Raw genomic sequence first — 15,287 nt, 5'->3', positions numbered from 1 at the left:
CGCGAAGGCGTCAGCACTTTCGCTACAATTTGCGCGTTGACTGTCGAGCTGTACCGGTTCAGCCTGCCAAGGCTTTTTCGGTAGACCCCTTCACAAAGGAGACACTCGATGCCCTTCGCAACAATAGACGGACAACCCCTGCACTACATCGACCAAGGCACTGGCCCGGCCGTGCTGCTGGCCGGCAGTTACCTGTGGGACCAGGCCATGTGGGCGCCGCAGATTGCCGCGCTGTCGCAGCACTACCGGGTGATTGCCCTGGACCTCTGGGGCCACGGCCAATCCGGTCAACTACCCGAAGGCACCACATCGCTGGATGACATTGCTCGCCAGGCCTTGGCGCTGCTCGATCATCTGGACATCGACCGCGTCACGCTGGTCGGTCTGTCCGTCGGAGGCATGTGGGGCGTGCGTCTGGCGCTGTCCGCACCGCAACGGCTCAACGGCCTGGTGCTGATGGACACCTACGTTGGCGTCGAGCCCGAGCCGACTCGCCAATACTATTTCTCGCTGTTCAAACAGATCGAAGACACCGGGGTGATCTCGCCGCAGTTGCTGGACATCGTGGTGCCGATCTTCTTCCGCCCGGGCATCGATCCGCAGTCAGCGCTGTATCAGGACTTCCGCGCATCATTGGCGGCGCTGCCGGCGGAACGTCTGCGCGAAAGCATCGTGCCGATGGGGCGGATTACGTTTGGGCGGGATGATTTGTTGCCGCGTCTGGGCGAGCTGAGTCCTGACACCACGCTGGTGATGTGTGGCGATCAGGACAAGCCGCGACCGCCAACCGAAGCCCGTGAGATGGCTGAATTGATTGGTTGCCCGTGTGTGCTGGTGCCGGAGGCGGGGCATATCTCCAATCTGGAGAATCCGGGGTTTGTGACGCAGGCTTTGTTGGGGTTTTTGGCTGAGAGGAATTAGTCGATCGTCCTGACGCCTTCGCGGGCAAGCCTCGCTCCTACAGACAACGTGAACCTGTAGGAGCGAGGCTTGCCCGCGAAGAGGCCAGTAAGGTCACTTAGGCCCGAGAATCTTCACCAACTTGTCCGGCGACGGCGCGCCTTGCTGTTGTTGCAGCTCACCCTTGTCATCCATGTAGAAAATCGCCGGGGTCGCCTGCAACTCCAAGTCTTCCATCAACTGCATGTTCGCCGCCAGTTTCGCCTGGATCGCCGGTGGCACGTCTTTCATCGCTTTAAGCGAGCTTTCCTTGCCGGATTTCTCGTGGTCTTCCAGGGCTTTGCTCGGGTCCTTGGCCGCCAGCAGCGCGGCGGATTTGCCGGGGCTGTCTTCGCGGATGATGCCGACCATGATGTGCCGCAGCTGCACTTTGCCGGACTTGACCCACGGCCGCGCCTGTTCCCAGAACATGTTGCAGTAAGGGCAGTTCGGGTCGCTAAACAGGTACACCACGCGTGGCGCATCCTTGTTGCCGTCGCCGATCCAGTTGCTCGCTTCCATCTTGCCCCAGACTTCCTTGGACATTGGCGCGTAGACCAGTTTCTGCAACGGCGCGCTGCTGAGGTCATTGCCGTCGGCGTCGTACAGGTTGCCGAGCAGCACGTGCTTGCCGCCCGGGGTCAGGTACAGCGCGATGCCACGGTTCTGGTACTGCGCCGCGTAACCGCGCAAACCGTCGGGCGCATCGAACTGGCCGACGATCTTCGCGCCCTTGGCTTCGATCTTCTTGATCGCCTCGGGCAATTCTTCAGCGGCCTGCGCCGACGGCAGGTGCAGCAGGGCTGCACCCAGGGTCAGCGTCAGCAGGTGGCGGAGGCGGGACATGGCAATTTCCTTGCAGAGGTGGCCGGTGCGGCAGGAGTGGGTGTGTCGAAGTTTTCCAGGGCGCGGGCCAGGCTGGCTTCGGACAATTCGCCCAGATGGCTGCCCAGCAGGCGACCGTCGTGGCTATAGAACAGCGTAGTCGGCAAGGCCATGGAGCCGACGGCCTGACCCAAGCGGCCGCTCCCATCGAACAATACGTTGGACAGGCTCAGGCCCTGGGTTTCCAGGAAGGTACTGACGCTTTGCATGCTTTCGGCCTGGTTGACGAACAGGAAGGTCAGGTCCGGGCGATGTTGCTGGGCGTTTTCCAGTACCGGCATTTCCCGGCGACACGGTGGGCACCAGGTGGCCCAAAGATTGATCACCAGCGGGCCGCCCTGATAGTCCGCCAGTTGCACGGTTTCGCCAGTGGCATTGCGCAAGGTGATTTCCGGCAGGCGCGTGCCTTGTTCGTAAAGACTCAGGGAGAACGTCGCCAGCAACCAGAACAGCAAGCCGCTGCCGACCCCGAAACCCAGTGGCCGGCGCAGACCCGGTCGGCGCCAGCCGCGATACAACGCCGCCAGCACCAGCACGATAACCCCCGGCCAGGCGAGAAAACCTCCGTCGCGCAAGTCGATGACCTGCCACGGATCGTCGCGATAGTGCGCCCAGTAGGCGATCACGAAACTGATCCGCGCCGCCAGCATGCCCAGCAGGAACAGGCTGAACAGCACCGACTCGGGGTTCTCGCCGCCGCGCTTGGCCACCCGCCAGCCAACGAAGGTGGCCAGCGCCAAAGCACTGATCAGCAGCAGGTGGTTAAGCGCGATGGCAAAGGTGCCGAGGGTAAAGGTCAGCATTAACGGGCATCTCGGGTGGTGGTCCAGCGTTGCAGAAAAGTCTCGGCATCGACCTCACCGGTGATGCGCTGGCTGCGGCGTTCACTGCCATCGGCACCGATCCACAACAGACTGGGCGGCCCCGGCACTTTGTAACGGCCGAGCAGCTCGCGACTGGCGGCATTGTCGGTGGTCACGTCCAGCCGTAGCAAGCGTACGTCTTTCAGGGCGTCGAGGACCTGCGGTTTGGCGAAGACCTGTTTTTCCATGACCTTGCACGACACGCACCAGTCGGCGTAGTAATCCAACAGCACCCATTGGCCCTGAGCCTGGGCCGCGTCGAGTTCCCGTTGCAGGGCGGCGGGGTCCTTGAGCGTAGTGAAGGCGTCGTGACCTACCGGATTTGCGGCATTGTTTGTATTGGATGCGGTGTACACCTGCAACGGCTTGAATAGGTCATCGCTACCCCCGGCCGCACCAACCACCAACAGACTGCCCCAGATCCCGAGCAACAACGCGCTGGCGCCGAACAACTGGGCGACGCGGCCGAAACCTTCGGATTGCTTCCAGGCGCTATAAGCGGCGATCAGCAGCAGGGCGCCGCACAGGCCGACCCACAAGGATTGATCCAGCACCGGGCGCAGCATCAGCAACGCCGTCGCCAGGAACAGGAAACCGAACACGCCTTTGAGCAGGTTCATCCAGGCGCCGGGCTTGGGCAGGAAACGGTTGCCGACAGTCACCAGCAGCAACAGCGGCACACCGATGCCGATGCCCATGGCAAACAGAATCAGCCCGCCGTGCAGCGCATTGCCACTCTGGGCGATGTAGAGCAGGGCGCCGGCCAGGGGCGCGGTCATGCATGGGCCGACCAACAAACCGGACAAGGCCCCGAGCACACCGGCGCCGATCAGACTGCCGCCGCGTTGATTGCGCGAGACGTTTTCCAGCCGATCCCGCAGCGCCACCGGCAATTGCAGTTCGAAGAAACCGAACATCGGCAGCGCCAGCAACACGAAGATCGCCGCGAAACTGCCCAGCAACCATGGATTTTGCAGCAGCGCCTGGAGGTTTGCCCCCAGCAGCGATGCGAGCACACCCATCGCCGCGTACACCAGCGCCATGCAGATCACATAGCTGCTGGCCAGGGCAAAACCACGTTTGGGCGTGGCGCCGCTGCCGACGATCAAACCGGCGAGGATCGGCAGCATCGGCAGGGTGCACGGCGTAAAGGCCAGCAACAGCCCAAGCCCGAAAAACACCAGCAAACTCCAACCCAGCGCCCGCTGTTGCAGGTTGCTGGCCAGCGCTTGGTCTGGTGCTTCATTGATCGTCGCGTTCGTTGCGCTGCTATTACCCAGGTCGACGATTTTGGTCTGTGGCGGATAACACAAGCCAGCATCCGCACAGCCCTGGAAGCCGACCTTGATCTGACCCGTGGCACCGGCGGGAATCTTCAATTCCAGGCCTTGGCGATAGACCTGCTGCTCACCGAAGAACTCATCGCTGTGGGACTCGCCCGCAGGCAACACCGGCTGCTGATCCGCCGCCAGGCCATCGAATTTCAGGCGTTTCTGATACAGGTAATAACCGTCGGCAATCTGCCAGAACAGCTGGGTTTCACCGGAGGCCAGACGTTCTGACGTAAAAACGAATGCCTGCTCGACGGGGAGGAAATCCGGTTTGGTCTCGAACGGATTGGTCCCTGCCTGGGCCAGACCCGAGATCAAGAGAGCAAAGAGGAAAAACAGTCGACGCATGGGTAAGCCTTGTCCCGGTGCAAGTGAGTTGCACAATGGTGGGCGGCGATTAACCGATGATTAACCGCCGCCGGGCGATCGCGTCAGCGAGAGTCAGTCGCGCAAGAGCCCCGGCCAGGTTTTCTCGCTGACTTTATACGGACCATACTCGACTCGATCTTCCATGATGTTGTAAGTGATGTACTCATTATTGGTCAGGAAGATGTAGTAGTAGCTGTCGGCAAATGTCCGGTCGTTTTGTACGGCTGTGATGATCCGGTCCTTGTACGGTTCCAGGCCGGGCCAGGTCGTGTTGTTGATGGGGACCACTTTCAATGTCGGATGCCCTTCGTAGTAAGCATCAAAGTTGAAAGGGGATATGTTCAAGTCAAGAAGCAGGGATTGACCATTTTTCATGAGAAAACGGAACTGTGCCATGCTGTCGGCGGAGTCCGTCCACCATGTGCCTGCGATGATGTCATCGAAATAGTAGCCAAGTCGGCTCCACATCGAATTATCAACTGTTTCGATGCTGACAACCTTGTCATTGTCTTGGTCGTATTTGCAAACCATCGGTATTTGGCGATCGACATAAAAGAGCCAAAGGTAGTCCTGGTCGAAGTTGAAGCTGTTAGCCTTTACGTGGATATCCGTGGTAGCGAAGCCGAATCTAAGATTTTTGGCATGGACATGAAAATCATGCCAGTTACTGTGGCTGATCGGAGCAGGGTATCCGTTGGGTACTCGATCGTCGCCAATATCGAAGCGGCTGTACGTATTACTGTCTTTGAAAAAGAAGTAGATTTTATCTTTGCCGACGCGCCAGTCGACGGCGACAACATTTTTTAGTGCGGGCATGAACTGATTCCTTTCAGTGGGTAGAGTCGTCTATGTTCAAATGTTAATCGTCATTGTCGACCTCCCAGCCATCGGGCTCCTCAATAATCAGGCCGGGCCAGGTTTGTTCGCTGACTTGGTAAGGGCCGTATTCGACCCGGTTTTGCTCAATGTTGTAAGTGATGTATTCGTTATTGGTCAGGAAGATGTAGTAATAGCTGTCGGCAAATGTCCGGTCGTTTTGTACCGCGGTAATGATCCGGTCCTTGTAGGGCTCCAGGCCGGGCCATGTGCTGTTGTTGATGGGTTCAACCGTTACTTTGGGGACTCGATCTTTTTTGAAATCGAGATTTACCGGCCTCTGCAGACTGACATCCCAGTCAAAGTAAAAGGAATTGCCGTTGTTCATGAGGAACCGAAACAGCGCAATTGGACTGTCAGAGGCCTGCCACCAGGTGCCCGCGACGATGCGATGAAAGTAAGGCAGGATCGGGTGCCATACGGTATCGATTACCGGTCGGGTACTGATGACCTTGTCGGTATCTTGATTGTATTTGCACACCATCGGGGTAATGCCGTCGATATAGAACAGCCAGAGAAAGTCCTGGTCCGCGCTGAAGATGTCTTCCTCTGCGAGGGACGTGGTGGTGAATCCAAAACGAACTTTTTTGGCGTATGCATGGAAATCATGCCAGTTACTGTGCCTGATCGGTGCGGGGTATCCGTCGGGTACTCGATCGTCGCCGATATCGAATCGGCTGTAGGTATTACTGTCTTTGAAAAAGAAGAAGATTTTATCTTTGCCCGCGCGCCAATCGACGGTAACAAAGTTTTTTAATATTTGCATTGAACGAATCCTTTCGTTAGTTGTGCAGCATGAACTTTCCAAGTGGTAAATTTATACGGTGTTTATTGTTTGAATGGTAATGCGAATATGTTTCTTTTTTTTAAGCCCGATAAGTCGACGTGATTAGCGTAAAGTTGCCCAGCGGTAACCGTTTAAATCGAGACGGACGCGACGGTTTTTTCGCGTGATCGATACGGGCTGACCAGCGAGCTTCTCGTCCGTCAGCGCGGTTGCCATAATTGCCCCTTAATACTCACCTGCTTGACTCACGTTTTTGCTCATGGAGCTCCCATGCACGTACTGGTTTGCGAAGACGACGAGTTGATCGCCAGCGGCATCGTCGCCGGCCTCACCGCCCAAGGCCTGACCGTGGAGCATGTGGCCACGGCTTCCGCTGCGCGGGCGATGCTCAAGGTCGCCGAGTTCGACGTCATGGTGCTCGACCTCGGCCTGCCGGACGAAGATGGCCTCAAGCTGTTGCAGCAGTTGCGCCATAACGGTCTGGAGACGCCGGTGCTGATCCTGACTGCGCGGGATTCGGTCACCGACCGGGTCGATGGCCTGCAGGCCGGTGCGGACGATTACCTGCTCAAACCTTTCGACCTGCGAGAACTCGCCGCGCGTCTGCACACGTTGCTGCGCCGGGTGGCCGGGCGCAGCGTCAACCTGATCGAGCACGGCGCCCTGACGTACGACCCGAGCAGCCGTGAAACCATGCTCGCCGGCCAACCGGTGGACCTGTCGCGGCGCGAACAATCGCTGCTGCAGGCCTTGCTGCATAACCGTGGTCGGGTGTTGTCCACCGAGCAACTGAAGGACAGCGTCTACGGTTTCAACGATGAGCTGGAAAGCAACGCGCTCAACGTTCATATCCATCACCTGCGGCGTAAACTCGGCAATGGCATCGTCGAAACGGTGCGTGGCCTGGGCTATCGCCTCGGGCCGGCGGATGGTGGAGATCAATCCAAGTGATGAGCCTGCGTTTGCGCCTGAGCCTGACCCTCGGCGCTGCTTTTGCGTTGATCTGGGCCCTGGCAGCAGCCTGGATGCTCAGCGACCTGCGTAACCAGATGATGTTTTCCCTCGACCAGCGCCTGGTCGCCTCGGCGCGTATGGTCGCCGGCCTGATGGAGCAATTGCCGGCGCTGCCGACCAAGGGCGAGGGCACGCATTTCAGCGCGGAGCAGTTGAACGTCCCCGGCGGCATGGCCTGTCAGGTCAGTTCGTTGCGCGGCGAAATCCTCGCGCGCAGTCACACCGACCCGCAACAAACCCTCGAAGCCGAGAAAATGGGCTTCCATGACCAGATGATCGATGGCGCGCCGTGGCGCAGTTTCACCCTGGCGCGCGGCGATCTGCGGATCACCACGGCGGACCGGCAGATCGAGCGCGAAGCCCTGAACATGTCGATCCTGTTGGCCGCTTCGGTGCCGGTGGGTGTGGCGTTGCTCGGGTGTCTGTGCCTGCTCTGGCTGGGGATCGGCCAAGGCCTGGCGCCGCTCAATCGCATGCGCGATGCATTGATGCGCCGCAGCGCCGACTCCCTCGAACCGTTGCAGATCCAACCGCTGCCCAGCGAGTTGCAGCCGTTGCTCGACACGCAGAATCAACTGTTCCAGCGCATCGGTCGGACCATTGAGCGCGAACGCCGCCTGACCGGGGACGCCGCTCACGAATTGCGCAGCCCGCTGACCGCAATCAAGACCCACCTGCAAGTGGCGCGTATGACCGACGGCGCGGCGCGGGATCAATCGCTGGCCCGGGCCGAAGAGGGCGCCGACCGTTTGCACCGCACGCTCGAGCAACTGTTGCTGCTGGCGCGGGTCGAGGGCAGTTTGTCGTTCGATGACGGCGTGCAGTGCAGCGCCGAGCAAGTCGCGAAACTGGCGATTCAGGATGCCGCCAGCGGTGATCGCCAGCGCATCAAGTTTCAGCCGCCGATCAAGTGTTCGGCTGCCCCGGTGCAAATGCCTGCGGTGCTGTCGATTGCCGCGCTGCGCAACCTGCTGGACAACGCCCTGCGCCATACCCCAAGCGACGGGGCCGTGGAGTTGAGCCTGGAAACCACTGGCAACCGCGTGCGCTTCGTGGTCCGCGACCATGGGCCGGGGATTGCCGCCGATGACCTGCAACACCTGACCCAACGTTTCTGGCGCAACGGCCAGAGCACCGGTTGCGGCTTGGGGCTGGCGATTGTGCAGGCGATTGTTCAGCGTTGTGCGTGCACGTTGCACTTCGACAGTCGGCCGGATGGGTTACGGGTCGAGCTGACCATGCCATTGCAAACGGTCTAGCCCTTGTAGGAGCGAAGCTTGCTCGCGAAAGCGGTGTGTCAGACAACGGCAATGTTTGATGACACACCGCTTTCGCGAGCAAGCTTCGCTCCTACAGGGGATCTGTGTTGCACATCAAATGTAACCTCTCTCCATTGGCATTCCGGCCCAAACCGGCGCTATCTTCCGGGCAGCTTTGACTCAATGGATTGAGGTATCAGCGCCATGGATGCACCCCTGCACATCTGCAAGGCAACCGCTGCCGACGTCGGCATTATCAGCCGGATCGTCGAGCGTTCGATCCGGGTCGGTTGCGCCCTCGACCACCGCAACGACGCGAAAATCGTCGCCGCCTGGACCCACACCAAAACCGCCGAACACATCCTCGCCTGGCTGACCGACCAACGGCTTTACCTGAATATCGCGTTGCTCCATGACAAACCGATCGGCGTCGCCATGGCCGCGAGCAGTGGCAAGATCGCCTTCTGCTACGTGCAACCGGAATGGTTTCGCCGTGGCGCCGGGCAGGCCTTGATCCGTGACCTGGAAGCCTGGTTGCGCGCCCGGGACTTGCCCCAGGCCCGACTCAATAGCACCCGCACCAGCGAAGCCTTTTATCGGCACATGGGGTATTGCGCCTGCGCTGAAACCTTCAGCGTGGCGGGGTTGTATGCCATTCCGATGCACAAGATGCTGGTGCCACCTTCATAGAAAGCTGAGCGCGGGTCTAAATCCTCACGCCCCTGATGCGTTTCCAGAACAGGAAAACCTGCAAGTGCGCCCCGTGACCGGAACGCGCACCTGCCCGGTGTGCAGTTTTGGTCACTATCAACAGCGTATTGAGGGGTCGAGAGATGTCAGTCGCTACCAGCCTTATCGAAGATCAGCCGGCCCGGGTTGCCCCGACGCCTGCCGAGACGCTTTACCAGTTCAACGAATCGCCGTTGCTGGCCCGTCAGAGCCAGCAGGAATCGAATGCCCGCAGCTACCCGCGACGCATTCCCCTGGCACTCAAGCGCGCCAAGGGCATCTATGTCGAAGACGTCGAGGGCCGCCGTTTCATCGATTGCCTGGCCGGTGCCGGGACATTGGCGTTGGGGCACAACCATGCGGTGGTGATCGAAGCGATCCAGCAAGTGCTGACCGATGAACTGCCGCTGCACACCCTCGACCTGACGACGCCGGTCAAGGATCAGTTTGTCCAAGACTTGTTTGGCCTGCTGCCGCCGGCATTAGCGGCGGAAGCCAAGATTCAATTCTGCGGCCCCACCGGCACCGATGCGGTAGAAGCCGCGCTGAAACTGGTGCGCACCGCCACTGGGCGCAGCACCGTGCTGTCGTTCCAGGGCGGTTATCACGGCATGAGCCAGGGCGCATTGAGCCTGATGGGCAGCCTGGGGCCGAAAAAGCCCTTGGGTGCCTTGCTCAGCAGCGGCGTGCAGTTTATGCCGTACCCGTACGATTACCGCTGTCCGTTCGGCCTCGGCGGCGCGCAAGGGGTGCAGGTCAACCTCAACTACCTGGAAAACCTGCTCAACGACCCGGAGGCTGGCGTGCAATTGCCGGCGGCGGTGATCGTCGAAGTGGTGCAGGGCGAGGGCGGGGTGATTCCGGCGGACCTTGACTGGTTGCGCGGCTTGCGGCGCATCACCGAGCAGGCCGGCGTGGCGCTGATCGTCGATGAAATCCAGAGCGGTTTTGCCCGCACCGGCAAGATGTTTGCCTTCGAACACGCCGGGATCATTCCGGACGTGGTGGTGCTGTCCAAGGCTATCGGCGGCAGTCTGCCGCTCGCGGTAGTGGTTTACCGCGACTGGCTCGACACCTGGCTGCCGGGCGCGCACGCCGGGACTTTCCGTGGCAATCAGATGGCCATGGCTGCCGGCTCGGCGGTGATGCGTTACCTGAAAGACAACAACGTCTGCGAACACGCCGCCGCCATGGGCGAACGCCTGAGCGAACACTTGCGCATCCTGCAACGGGACTTCCCGCAGATGGGTGACATTCGTGGTCGCGGCCTGATGCTTGGCGTCGAACTGGTCGATCCGACGGGCACGCCAGACGTGCAAGGCCATCCACCGGCCTTCGGTCGCCTGGCGCCGCTGGTGCAGCGCGAATGCCTCAAGCGCGGCTTGATCCTCGAACTGGGCGGTCGACATGGCGCGGTGGTGCGCTTCCTGCCGCCGCTGGTGATCACCGCCGCTGAAGTCGACCGGGTCGCGGAGATTTTCGGTCGTGCGTTGGCGGCGGCCACTGCCAGCCTCTAAATTTTCCGGGGCCTCGAACGTTCCTTCTACATACCGGCTGCACGCGCCGTGCAGCCCACCCCTACAACGATGGAGAGATAGCATGACGTCAGTATTCGACCGCGAGGACATCCTCTTTCAGGTCGTGGTCAACCACGAAGAGCAATACTCGATCTGGCCCGACTACAAAGCCGTGCCACAAGGCTGGCGCACCGTGGGCAAGAGTGGCCTGAAGAAAGAATGCCTGGCCTACATCGAAGAAACCTGGACCGACATGCGTCCGCTGAGCTTGCGTCAGAAGATGGAAGAGCAGGCAGTAGTGGCGCACTGAAGTCATCGCCCATAAAAAAACCGCTGAACCGGGTAACGGCCAGCGGTTTTTTTTGCCTGGAATTTGCGTTGGCTATGAAGTCGCCTTCGCGGGCAAGCCTCGCTCCTACAGGGATATGCGATCTTCTGTAGGAGCGAGGCTTGCCCGCGAAGAACGATGACGCGGTATTAAGCCCCACTCAACCCCTTGATCAACAAATCCACATTCCCCTCCAGCTCGGCCACCGGGTCCGCCCCGTCGGTGCTCAACACCACCAACCGGCTGCCGGCCTCGCTGATCACTGCTTTCAACGCCTCCGACGGCTGGCGATGATGCAACACCACCGCCACGTCATTGTCCTTGAGCGTCGTGCCCAATTGCTTGAGCGCTTCAGGTGTCCACTCGGCATCCGGCCGCGAATCGAGGCCGACCAGTTCCAGGTTGAGCCCACCGACCAGGTAGCCGAAGTGATCGCTCAGACTCATCACTGTAAGGTTATCAACGCTGGCCAGCCGCGCTTCGCTGTCGGCGCTGAGCTTGAGCAAACGCTGCTTGAGCGCCGCCAGGTTGGCTTCGATCTTCGGCTTGGCTTCGGGGGCCAGACGCACCAGGTCGGCGGCCATCACGTCGGCCATGCGCCCCATATTGTTGCTGGAAAACCATGGCTGACTGTTCAAGCCATCGACCTTGTTACCCGGCTGCACGGCGATGCCGGCCAGGGCGCCGTCCACCGGGCGGGCGGCATCGATTTCAATGATGCGGATGTTGCTGCGGCGCGCGTTCGGGTACAGCGGATCGTCCGGCCACAACGAGCGGATGCCAATCACCGCATCAGCGTCGGTCGCCAGTTTGCTCAGTTCCGCCGCGCCACGCCCGGTGAAGTAGGCGGTCTGCCGTGTACCGGGCAGGTTGGCCGGTGCCGCGCGCTCAATGGCGACATCGGTGCCTTCCAGCAACACGCTGCCCAGGCCATAGGTCACCGGCAATGACGCCAGCACCAGCATTTTGTGCGCTGACGACGAGGCGAACAGGGCCGTATTGCCGACCCCATGATTGGCCACCAGGCGCATCGGTTCGAAGTTGTCGCCCGCCGACGCATTGAAGGAGGCTGTCCCGCACAGGGCCACGGCCAGGCTCAATTGACGCAGAGTAAAAGACATTTATCCGAGATTCCCTTTCAGACTTGGAACGACACCGCGCGCGATGGCGGAGAGGGCGAAGGCGATACCGGCCACCAGAATGATCGCGGCACCGGACGGGATCGGCAGGTCGAAGACAATCGGCGCCAGAATCCCGCACAGGGTGCTGACCGTCGCAATCGCCACCGAGCACCAGAAAAACCCCTTCAGCGACTGGCTGAGCAACCGCGCGGCCGCTGCCGGAATCACCAGCAGGGCGCCGACCAGAATCGCGCCGATGACTTTCACCGCCGCGACGGTGATCAGGGTCACCAGAATCACGAACAGATAATCCAGGGTCTTCACCGCCACCCCGCGCACTGCCGCCAGTTGCGGGTTGAAACTGGCGAGCATGATGCGGTTGTACAACGGCAAGGCCAGGGCCATTACCAGCGATCCGACGATGGCCAACACCAGCAAGTCATTGCCGTTGACCGTCAGCACCGAACCGAACAGCACGTTTTCCAGAATGTGCACGTTGATCTTGCCCGCCAGAATCAACAGCAGGCTCGCGCCCAATGCCAGGGACACCGAAAGGAACACCCCGATCAGCGTGTCCGGCGCCAGGCCGGTGCGGTTGCGCAGGTAGTTGAGCAGGATGCCGAACAACAGGCAGTAACCGAACAGACTGCCATATGGACCCGTATAAGGTTCGCCGAGCAGGATGCCGATGGCCACGCCGGTCAGCGCCGCGTGGCCCACCGCTTCGGAGAAAAACGCGAAGCGCTTGACCACCACCAGCGTGCCCAGGCCGCCGAGCACCGGGCCGATCAACAGGCCGGCGAGTAGCGCATTCACCACAAATCCATAGGCCAGCGCTTCCGGCAAATAACCTGAAGAGGCCCAGCCCTGGACCATCAAACGAAAGGCTTCGTAACTCATCAGACAGCGCTCCGAGGATGGGTCGAGAACAGGGTCAGCAAGCGTTCCGGGGTTAGCGCCTGTTGCGGCGTGGCGTCGAACAGCACCCGGCGATTGAGCCCGGTGACCCGGTCCGCCAGGCGCCCGACGGCTTCCAGGTCGTGTTCGATCCAGAGCACGGTGATGCCGCTCTGGCGCCAGTCGCCGAGCAGTCGTTCGAACACCTGGATGCCGGCTTCATCAAGGGCCGACATCGGTTCGTCGAGCACCAGCAATTGCGGCGCCGGGATCAGCCCTTGGGCCAGCAACACACGTTGGCGTTCACCGCCGGACAACGCGCCCATGCGCCGCTTGCGTTTGTCCTGCATGCCGACCCGTTCCAGCGCTTCGCCAATCGCCGCCGCGTAATGCTTGCTCAAGCCGAGAAACGCCGGGCGCCGCTGACACATGGCGGCCATGAAATCGTCGACGGTCATTGGCAGGCCACGATCAAACTCCAGCGCCTGGGGCACGTAGCCGATGGTGCCGGGCTCGCCGGGCCATTGCAGGCTCAGGCGACCTTGATGGGGCATCTGTCCGAGCAGGGTTTTGATCAGCGAACTCTTGCCGCCGCCGTTCGGGCCGACCAGCGCATGCACGGTGCCGGGCTGAACGGTAAAGGTGACCTTGTCGAGGATCGTCGTGCGACCCAGCGTCAGGCTGACCTCCGCAAAATCCAGCGTCGGACCGAAGACTTGTGGGAGCGAGCCTGCTCGCGAAGGCGTCGTGTCAGTCGACATCAATGTTGACTGATCCACCGCATTCGCGAGCAGGCTCGCTCCCACAGGGGATTGGCTGATGCTTTCTTTCGCTGTCATGACCCCGACTCCTGAATCGCCCGCACCACGGTGTTGAGGTTGCCGGTCATTTCTTTTTCGTACTTGTCGGCGGTGTATTCGCCGTAGGAGATGTGCGACAGCGGGTACAGCTTCACGCCGGATTCACGCTGGATGGTGTCGACGTAGGTGGACGGGAAGTCCATCTCCGAGAAGATCACTTTCACGTCGAGTTCGCGCAGTTGATCGATGGTTTTTTTCAACTGGCTCGGGCTCGGTTCGATGCCGTGGGCCGGTTCGACCACCGCCGTCACTTCCAGGCCAAACTCGCGCAGCAGGTAGTCGTAGGCGGCGTGGACCGTGGCCACCCGCAGTTCGGCGTTCGGCGCCTGGGTCAGTTTGGCCAGGGCATCGGCACGCATCTGCCGCAGGCGTTTGCCGTAGGCGCGGGCGTTCTGGGTGTAGGTCTTGGCGTTGTCCGGGTCGAGCTTGCCGAGTTCCCGGGCGATGTTGTTGACCTGGGCGATCGAGGCGCTGATCGACAAAAACGTGTGCGGGTTGACCACCTTGCCGGCACCGCGTGCGGCAGTGCCGGTGGCGGCCAGCAGCGGAACGTTTTCGTTGGCTTCGATCACCGGGATGTTCGGGGTTTCGCTGGCGGCGATCATGCGGTCGGCGAAGTCGTCATGCCCGACGCCATTCAGCACGATCACGTCCAGCCCGCTGATGCGCTTGATGTCTTCAGCGCGCGGCTCGTAAGCGTGGGGGTTGAAACCGGCCGGGATCAGCGGCACCACTTCGGCTTTGTCGCCGACGATGTTGGCCACGTAGCTGTAATAAGGGTGCAGGGTGATGCCGATGCGCAGGCGCTTGGCCTGATCGGCGCTGGCCAACGGAGCCAGCAGCAAGGCGCACAGGCCGACCAGCAGCAGGCGCAAAAACGAGCGTTGAGATGAAATAGGCATGGGAAAGCGGTCTTCTCTCGGGTGAAGGCGAGGGGTCAGTGCCGATGCTGGCGGGTCACGCCGGCATCGAATTGCGCGACGATCTGCTGCCAGCCAGCGCTTTCCAGCGCGGCGTCAGTCAGGTCAGTCGGCGCAGCAAGCGTTTTGCTGCGGTTGAGCCAGACGTCCGGCGCATCGTCGTCAGCGGTCAAACGCATCAGGAACGAACCGGCCACACTCGGCGTCTGGCTCTGGCCGAAATAGGCCTTGGTGCTGAGCAACTGCCACGCATGGCCGCCGCGACTGACCGAACTGGCGTCTTGGGCAAACGGCGCGAAGCCTTCCTCGGCCAGCGCTTCAGGCGTCGGCAACGTGGTTTGCTCCTGGCGCAGCAAGTGAATCTCGTCCAGGGTCACCCGCAGATCGGCATAGATGCCTTGTTCGGAAGCGCTCAGGTCGCGGCGCGCATCCAGTTGATGGCTGCTGACAGTGCTCACGTCCTGGGACTCGTGGCGCCAAGCGACCACCGAGCCGGCCACCGCGAGGATCATCAGGCACAACAGCAACACATACAGGGTTTCATGACCGGCACCGGCGGGGCGCACGACTTGGGTAGTGGGTGTACTCATGT

General features: G+C 61.0%; 16 protein-coding genes. 6 read left to right on the top strand and 10 right to left on the bottom strand.

The annotated features are described in order from the left end of the window. Positions 1-108: 108 nt before the first annotated feature. Positions 109-921 (top strand): alpha/beta fold hydrolase, encoded by an 813-nt coding sequence (locus tag ACIOYV_RS10585; protein WP_401323503.1) that lies wholly within the window; start codon positions 109-111, stop codon positions 919-921. Positions 922-1,014: 93 nt separating this feature from the next. Here ACIOYV_RS10585 and dsbG read toward each other — a convergent pair whose 3' ends face one another. The 5 genes from dsbG to ACIOYV_RS10560 all read right to left on the bottom strand — a co-directional run bounded on the left by dsbG (position 1,015) and on the right by ACIOYV_RS10560 (position 6,029). After that, entirely contained in the window at positions 1,015-1,785 is a 771-nt protein-coding gene (dsbG, locus tag ACIOYV_RS10580) for a thiol:disulfide interchange protein DsbG (RefSeq protein WP_401323502.1), read from the bottom strand. Further along, positions 1,761-2,627: a prolipoprotein diacylglyceryl transferase family protein gene (locus ACIOYV_RS10575; RefSeq protein ID WP_401323500.1), complete on the bottom strand. Its 867-nt coding sequence runs from the start codon at positions 2,625-2,627 to the stop codon at positions 1,761-1,763. The genes dsbG and ACIOYV_RS10575 overlap by 25 nt, the downstream gene beginning before the upstream one ends. Further along, positions 2,627-4,366: a protein-disulfide reductase DsbD gene (gene dsbD / locus ACIOYV_RS10570; protein WP_401323498.1), complete on the bottom strand. Its 1,740-nt coding sequence runs from the start codon at positions 4,364-4,366 to the stop codon at positions 2,627-2,629. The genes ACIOYV_RS10575 and dsbD overlap by 1 nt, the downstream gene beginning before the upstream one ends. Before the next feature lie 93 nt (positions 4,367-4,459). Next, the gene (locus ACIOYV_RS10565; protein WP_401323496.1) at positions 4,460-5,203 is read right to left on the bottom strand and encodes a hypothetical protein; all 744 of its coding nucleotides are present in this window, start codon (positions 5,201-5,203) and stop codon (positions 4,460-4,462) included. Positions 5,204-5,246: 43 nt separating this feature from the next. Next, positions 5,247-6,029: a hypothetical protein gene (locus ACIOYV_RS10560; protein ID WP_401323494.1), complete on the bottom strand. Its 783-nt coding sequence runs from the start codon at positions 6,027-6,029 to the stop codon at positions 5,247-5,249. Between the two features lie 291 nt (positions 6,030-6,320). Between ACIOYV_RS10560 and ACIOYV_RS10555 the strand changes: the two genes are divergently transcribed. From ACIOYV_RS10555 to ACIOYV_RS10535, 5 genes are all read left to right on the top strand, one after another. After that, positions 6,321-7,001, top strand: coding sequence for a response regulator (locus ACIOYV_RS10555; protein ID WP_054052145.1), 681 nt, complete (start codon positions 6,321-6,323; stop codon positions 6,999-7,001). After that, the gene (locus ACIOYV_RS10550; RefSeq protein WP_163913283.1) at positions 6,998-8,323 is read left to right on the top strand and encodes an ATP-binding protein; all 1,326 of its coding nucleotides are present in this window, start codon (positions 6,998-7,000) and stop codon (positions 8,321-8,323) included. Before ACIOYV_RS10555 ends, ACIOYV_RS10550 begins: the two co-directional genes overlap by 4 nt. A gap of 204 nt (positions 8,324-8,527) precedes the next feature. Beyond that, entirely contained in the window at positions 8,528-9,013 is a 486-nt protein-coding gene (locus tag ACIOYV_RS10545; RefSeq protein ID WP_401323492.1) for a GNAT family N-acetyltransferase, read from the top strand. Positions 9,014-9,156: 143 nt separating this feature from the next. Beyond that, entirely contained in the window at positions 9,157-10,569 is a 1,413-nt protein-coding gene (locus tag ACIOYV_RS10540; RefSeq protein WP_401323490.1) for an aspartate aminotransferase family protein, read from the top strand. 82 nt (positions 10,570-10,651) lie between these two features. After that, positions 10,652-10,879 (top strand): MbtH family protein, encoded by a 228-nt coding sequence (locus ACIOYV_RS10535; RefSeq protein ID WP_401323488.1) that lies wholly within the window; start codon positions 10,652-10,654, stop codon positions 10,877-10,879. A 167-nt stretch (positions 10,880-11,046) separates the two neighbouring features. Here ACIOYV_RS10535 and ACIOYV_RS10530 read toward each other — a convergent pair whose 3' ends face one another. The 5 genes from ACIOYV_RS10530 to ACIOYV_RS10510 form a co-directional block, all read right to left on the bottom strand. Then, positions 11,047-12,018: a metal ABC transporter substrate-binding protein gene (locus tag ACIOYV_RS10530; RefSeq protein ID WP_401323486.1), complete on the bottom strand. Its 972-nt coding sequence runs from the start codon at positions 12,016-12,018 to the stop codon at positions 11,047-11,049. Next, the gene (locus ACIOYV_RS10525) at positions 12,019-12,918 is read right to left on the bottom strand and encodes a metal ABC transporter permease (RefSeq protein WP_054052155.1); all 900 of its coding nucleotides are present in this window, start codon (positions 12,916-12,918) and stop codon (positions 12,019-12,021) included. It lies immediately after the preceding gene. Further along, a complete protein-coding gene (locus ACIOYV_RS10520; RefSeq protein WP_401324005.1) occupies positions 12,918-13,676 on the bottom strand; it encodes a metal ABC transporter ATP-binding protein in 759 nt (252 codons plus the stop codon). Before ACIOYV_RS10520 ends, ACIOYV_RS10525 begins: the two co-directional genes overlap by 1 nt. Positions 13,677-13,750: 74 nt before the next feature. After that, complete coding sequence (locus ACIOYV_RS10515) at positions 13,751-14,677, bottom strand: metal ABC transporter substrate-binding protein (RefSeq protein ID WP_054052159.1); 927 nt, start codon at positions 14,675-14,677, stop codon at positions 13,751-13,753. Between the two features lie 35 nt (positions 14,678-14,712). Further along, positions 14,713-15,285 carry a DUF6162 family protein gene (locus ACIOYV_RS10510; RefSeq protein ID WP_401323484.1) on the bottom strand — a complete coding sequence of 191 codons (573 nt, stop codon included), beginning with the start codon at positions 15,283-15,285 and terminating at the stop codon, positions 14,713-14,715. Positions 15,286-15,287: the final 2 nt, after the last annotated feature.

The organism is Pseudomonas sp. NPDC087342, from assembly GCF_044744265.1.
In the GTDB taxonomy this organism is placed as follows: domain Bacteria; phylum Pseudomonadota; class Gammaproteobacteria; order Pseudomonadales; family Pseudomonadaceae; genus Aquipseudomonas; species Aquipseudomonas nunensis.
The sequence above is the reverse complement of the archived record's forward strand: the minus strand, read 5'-3'. Positions and strand labels throughout refer to the sequence as shown.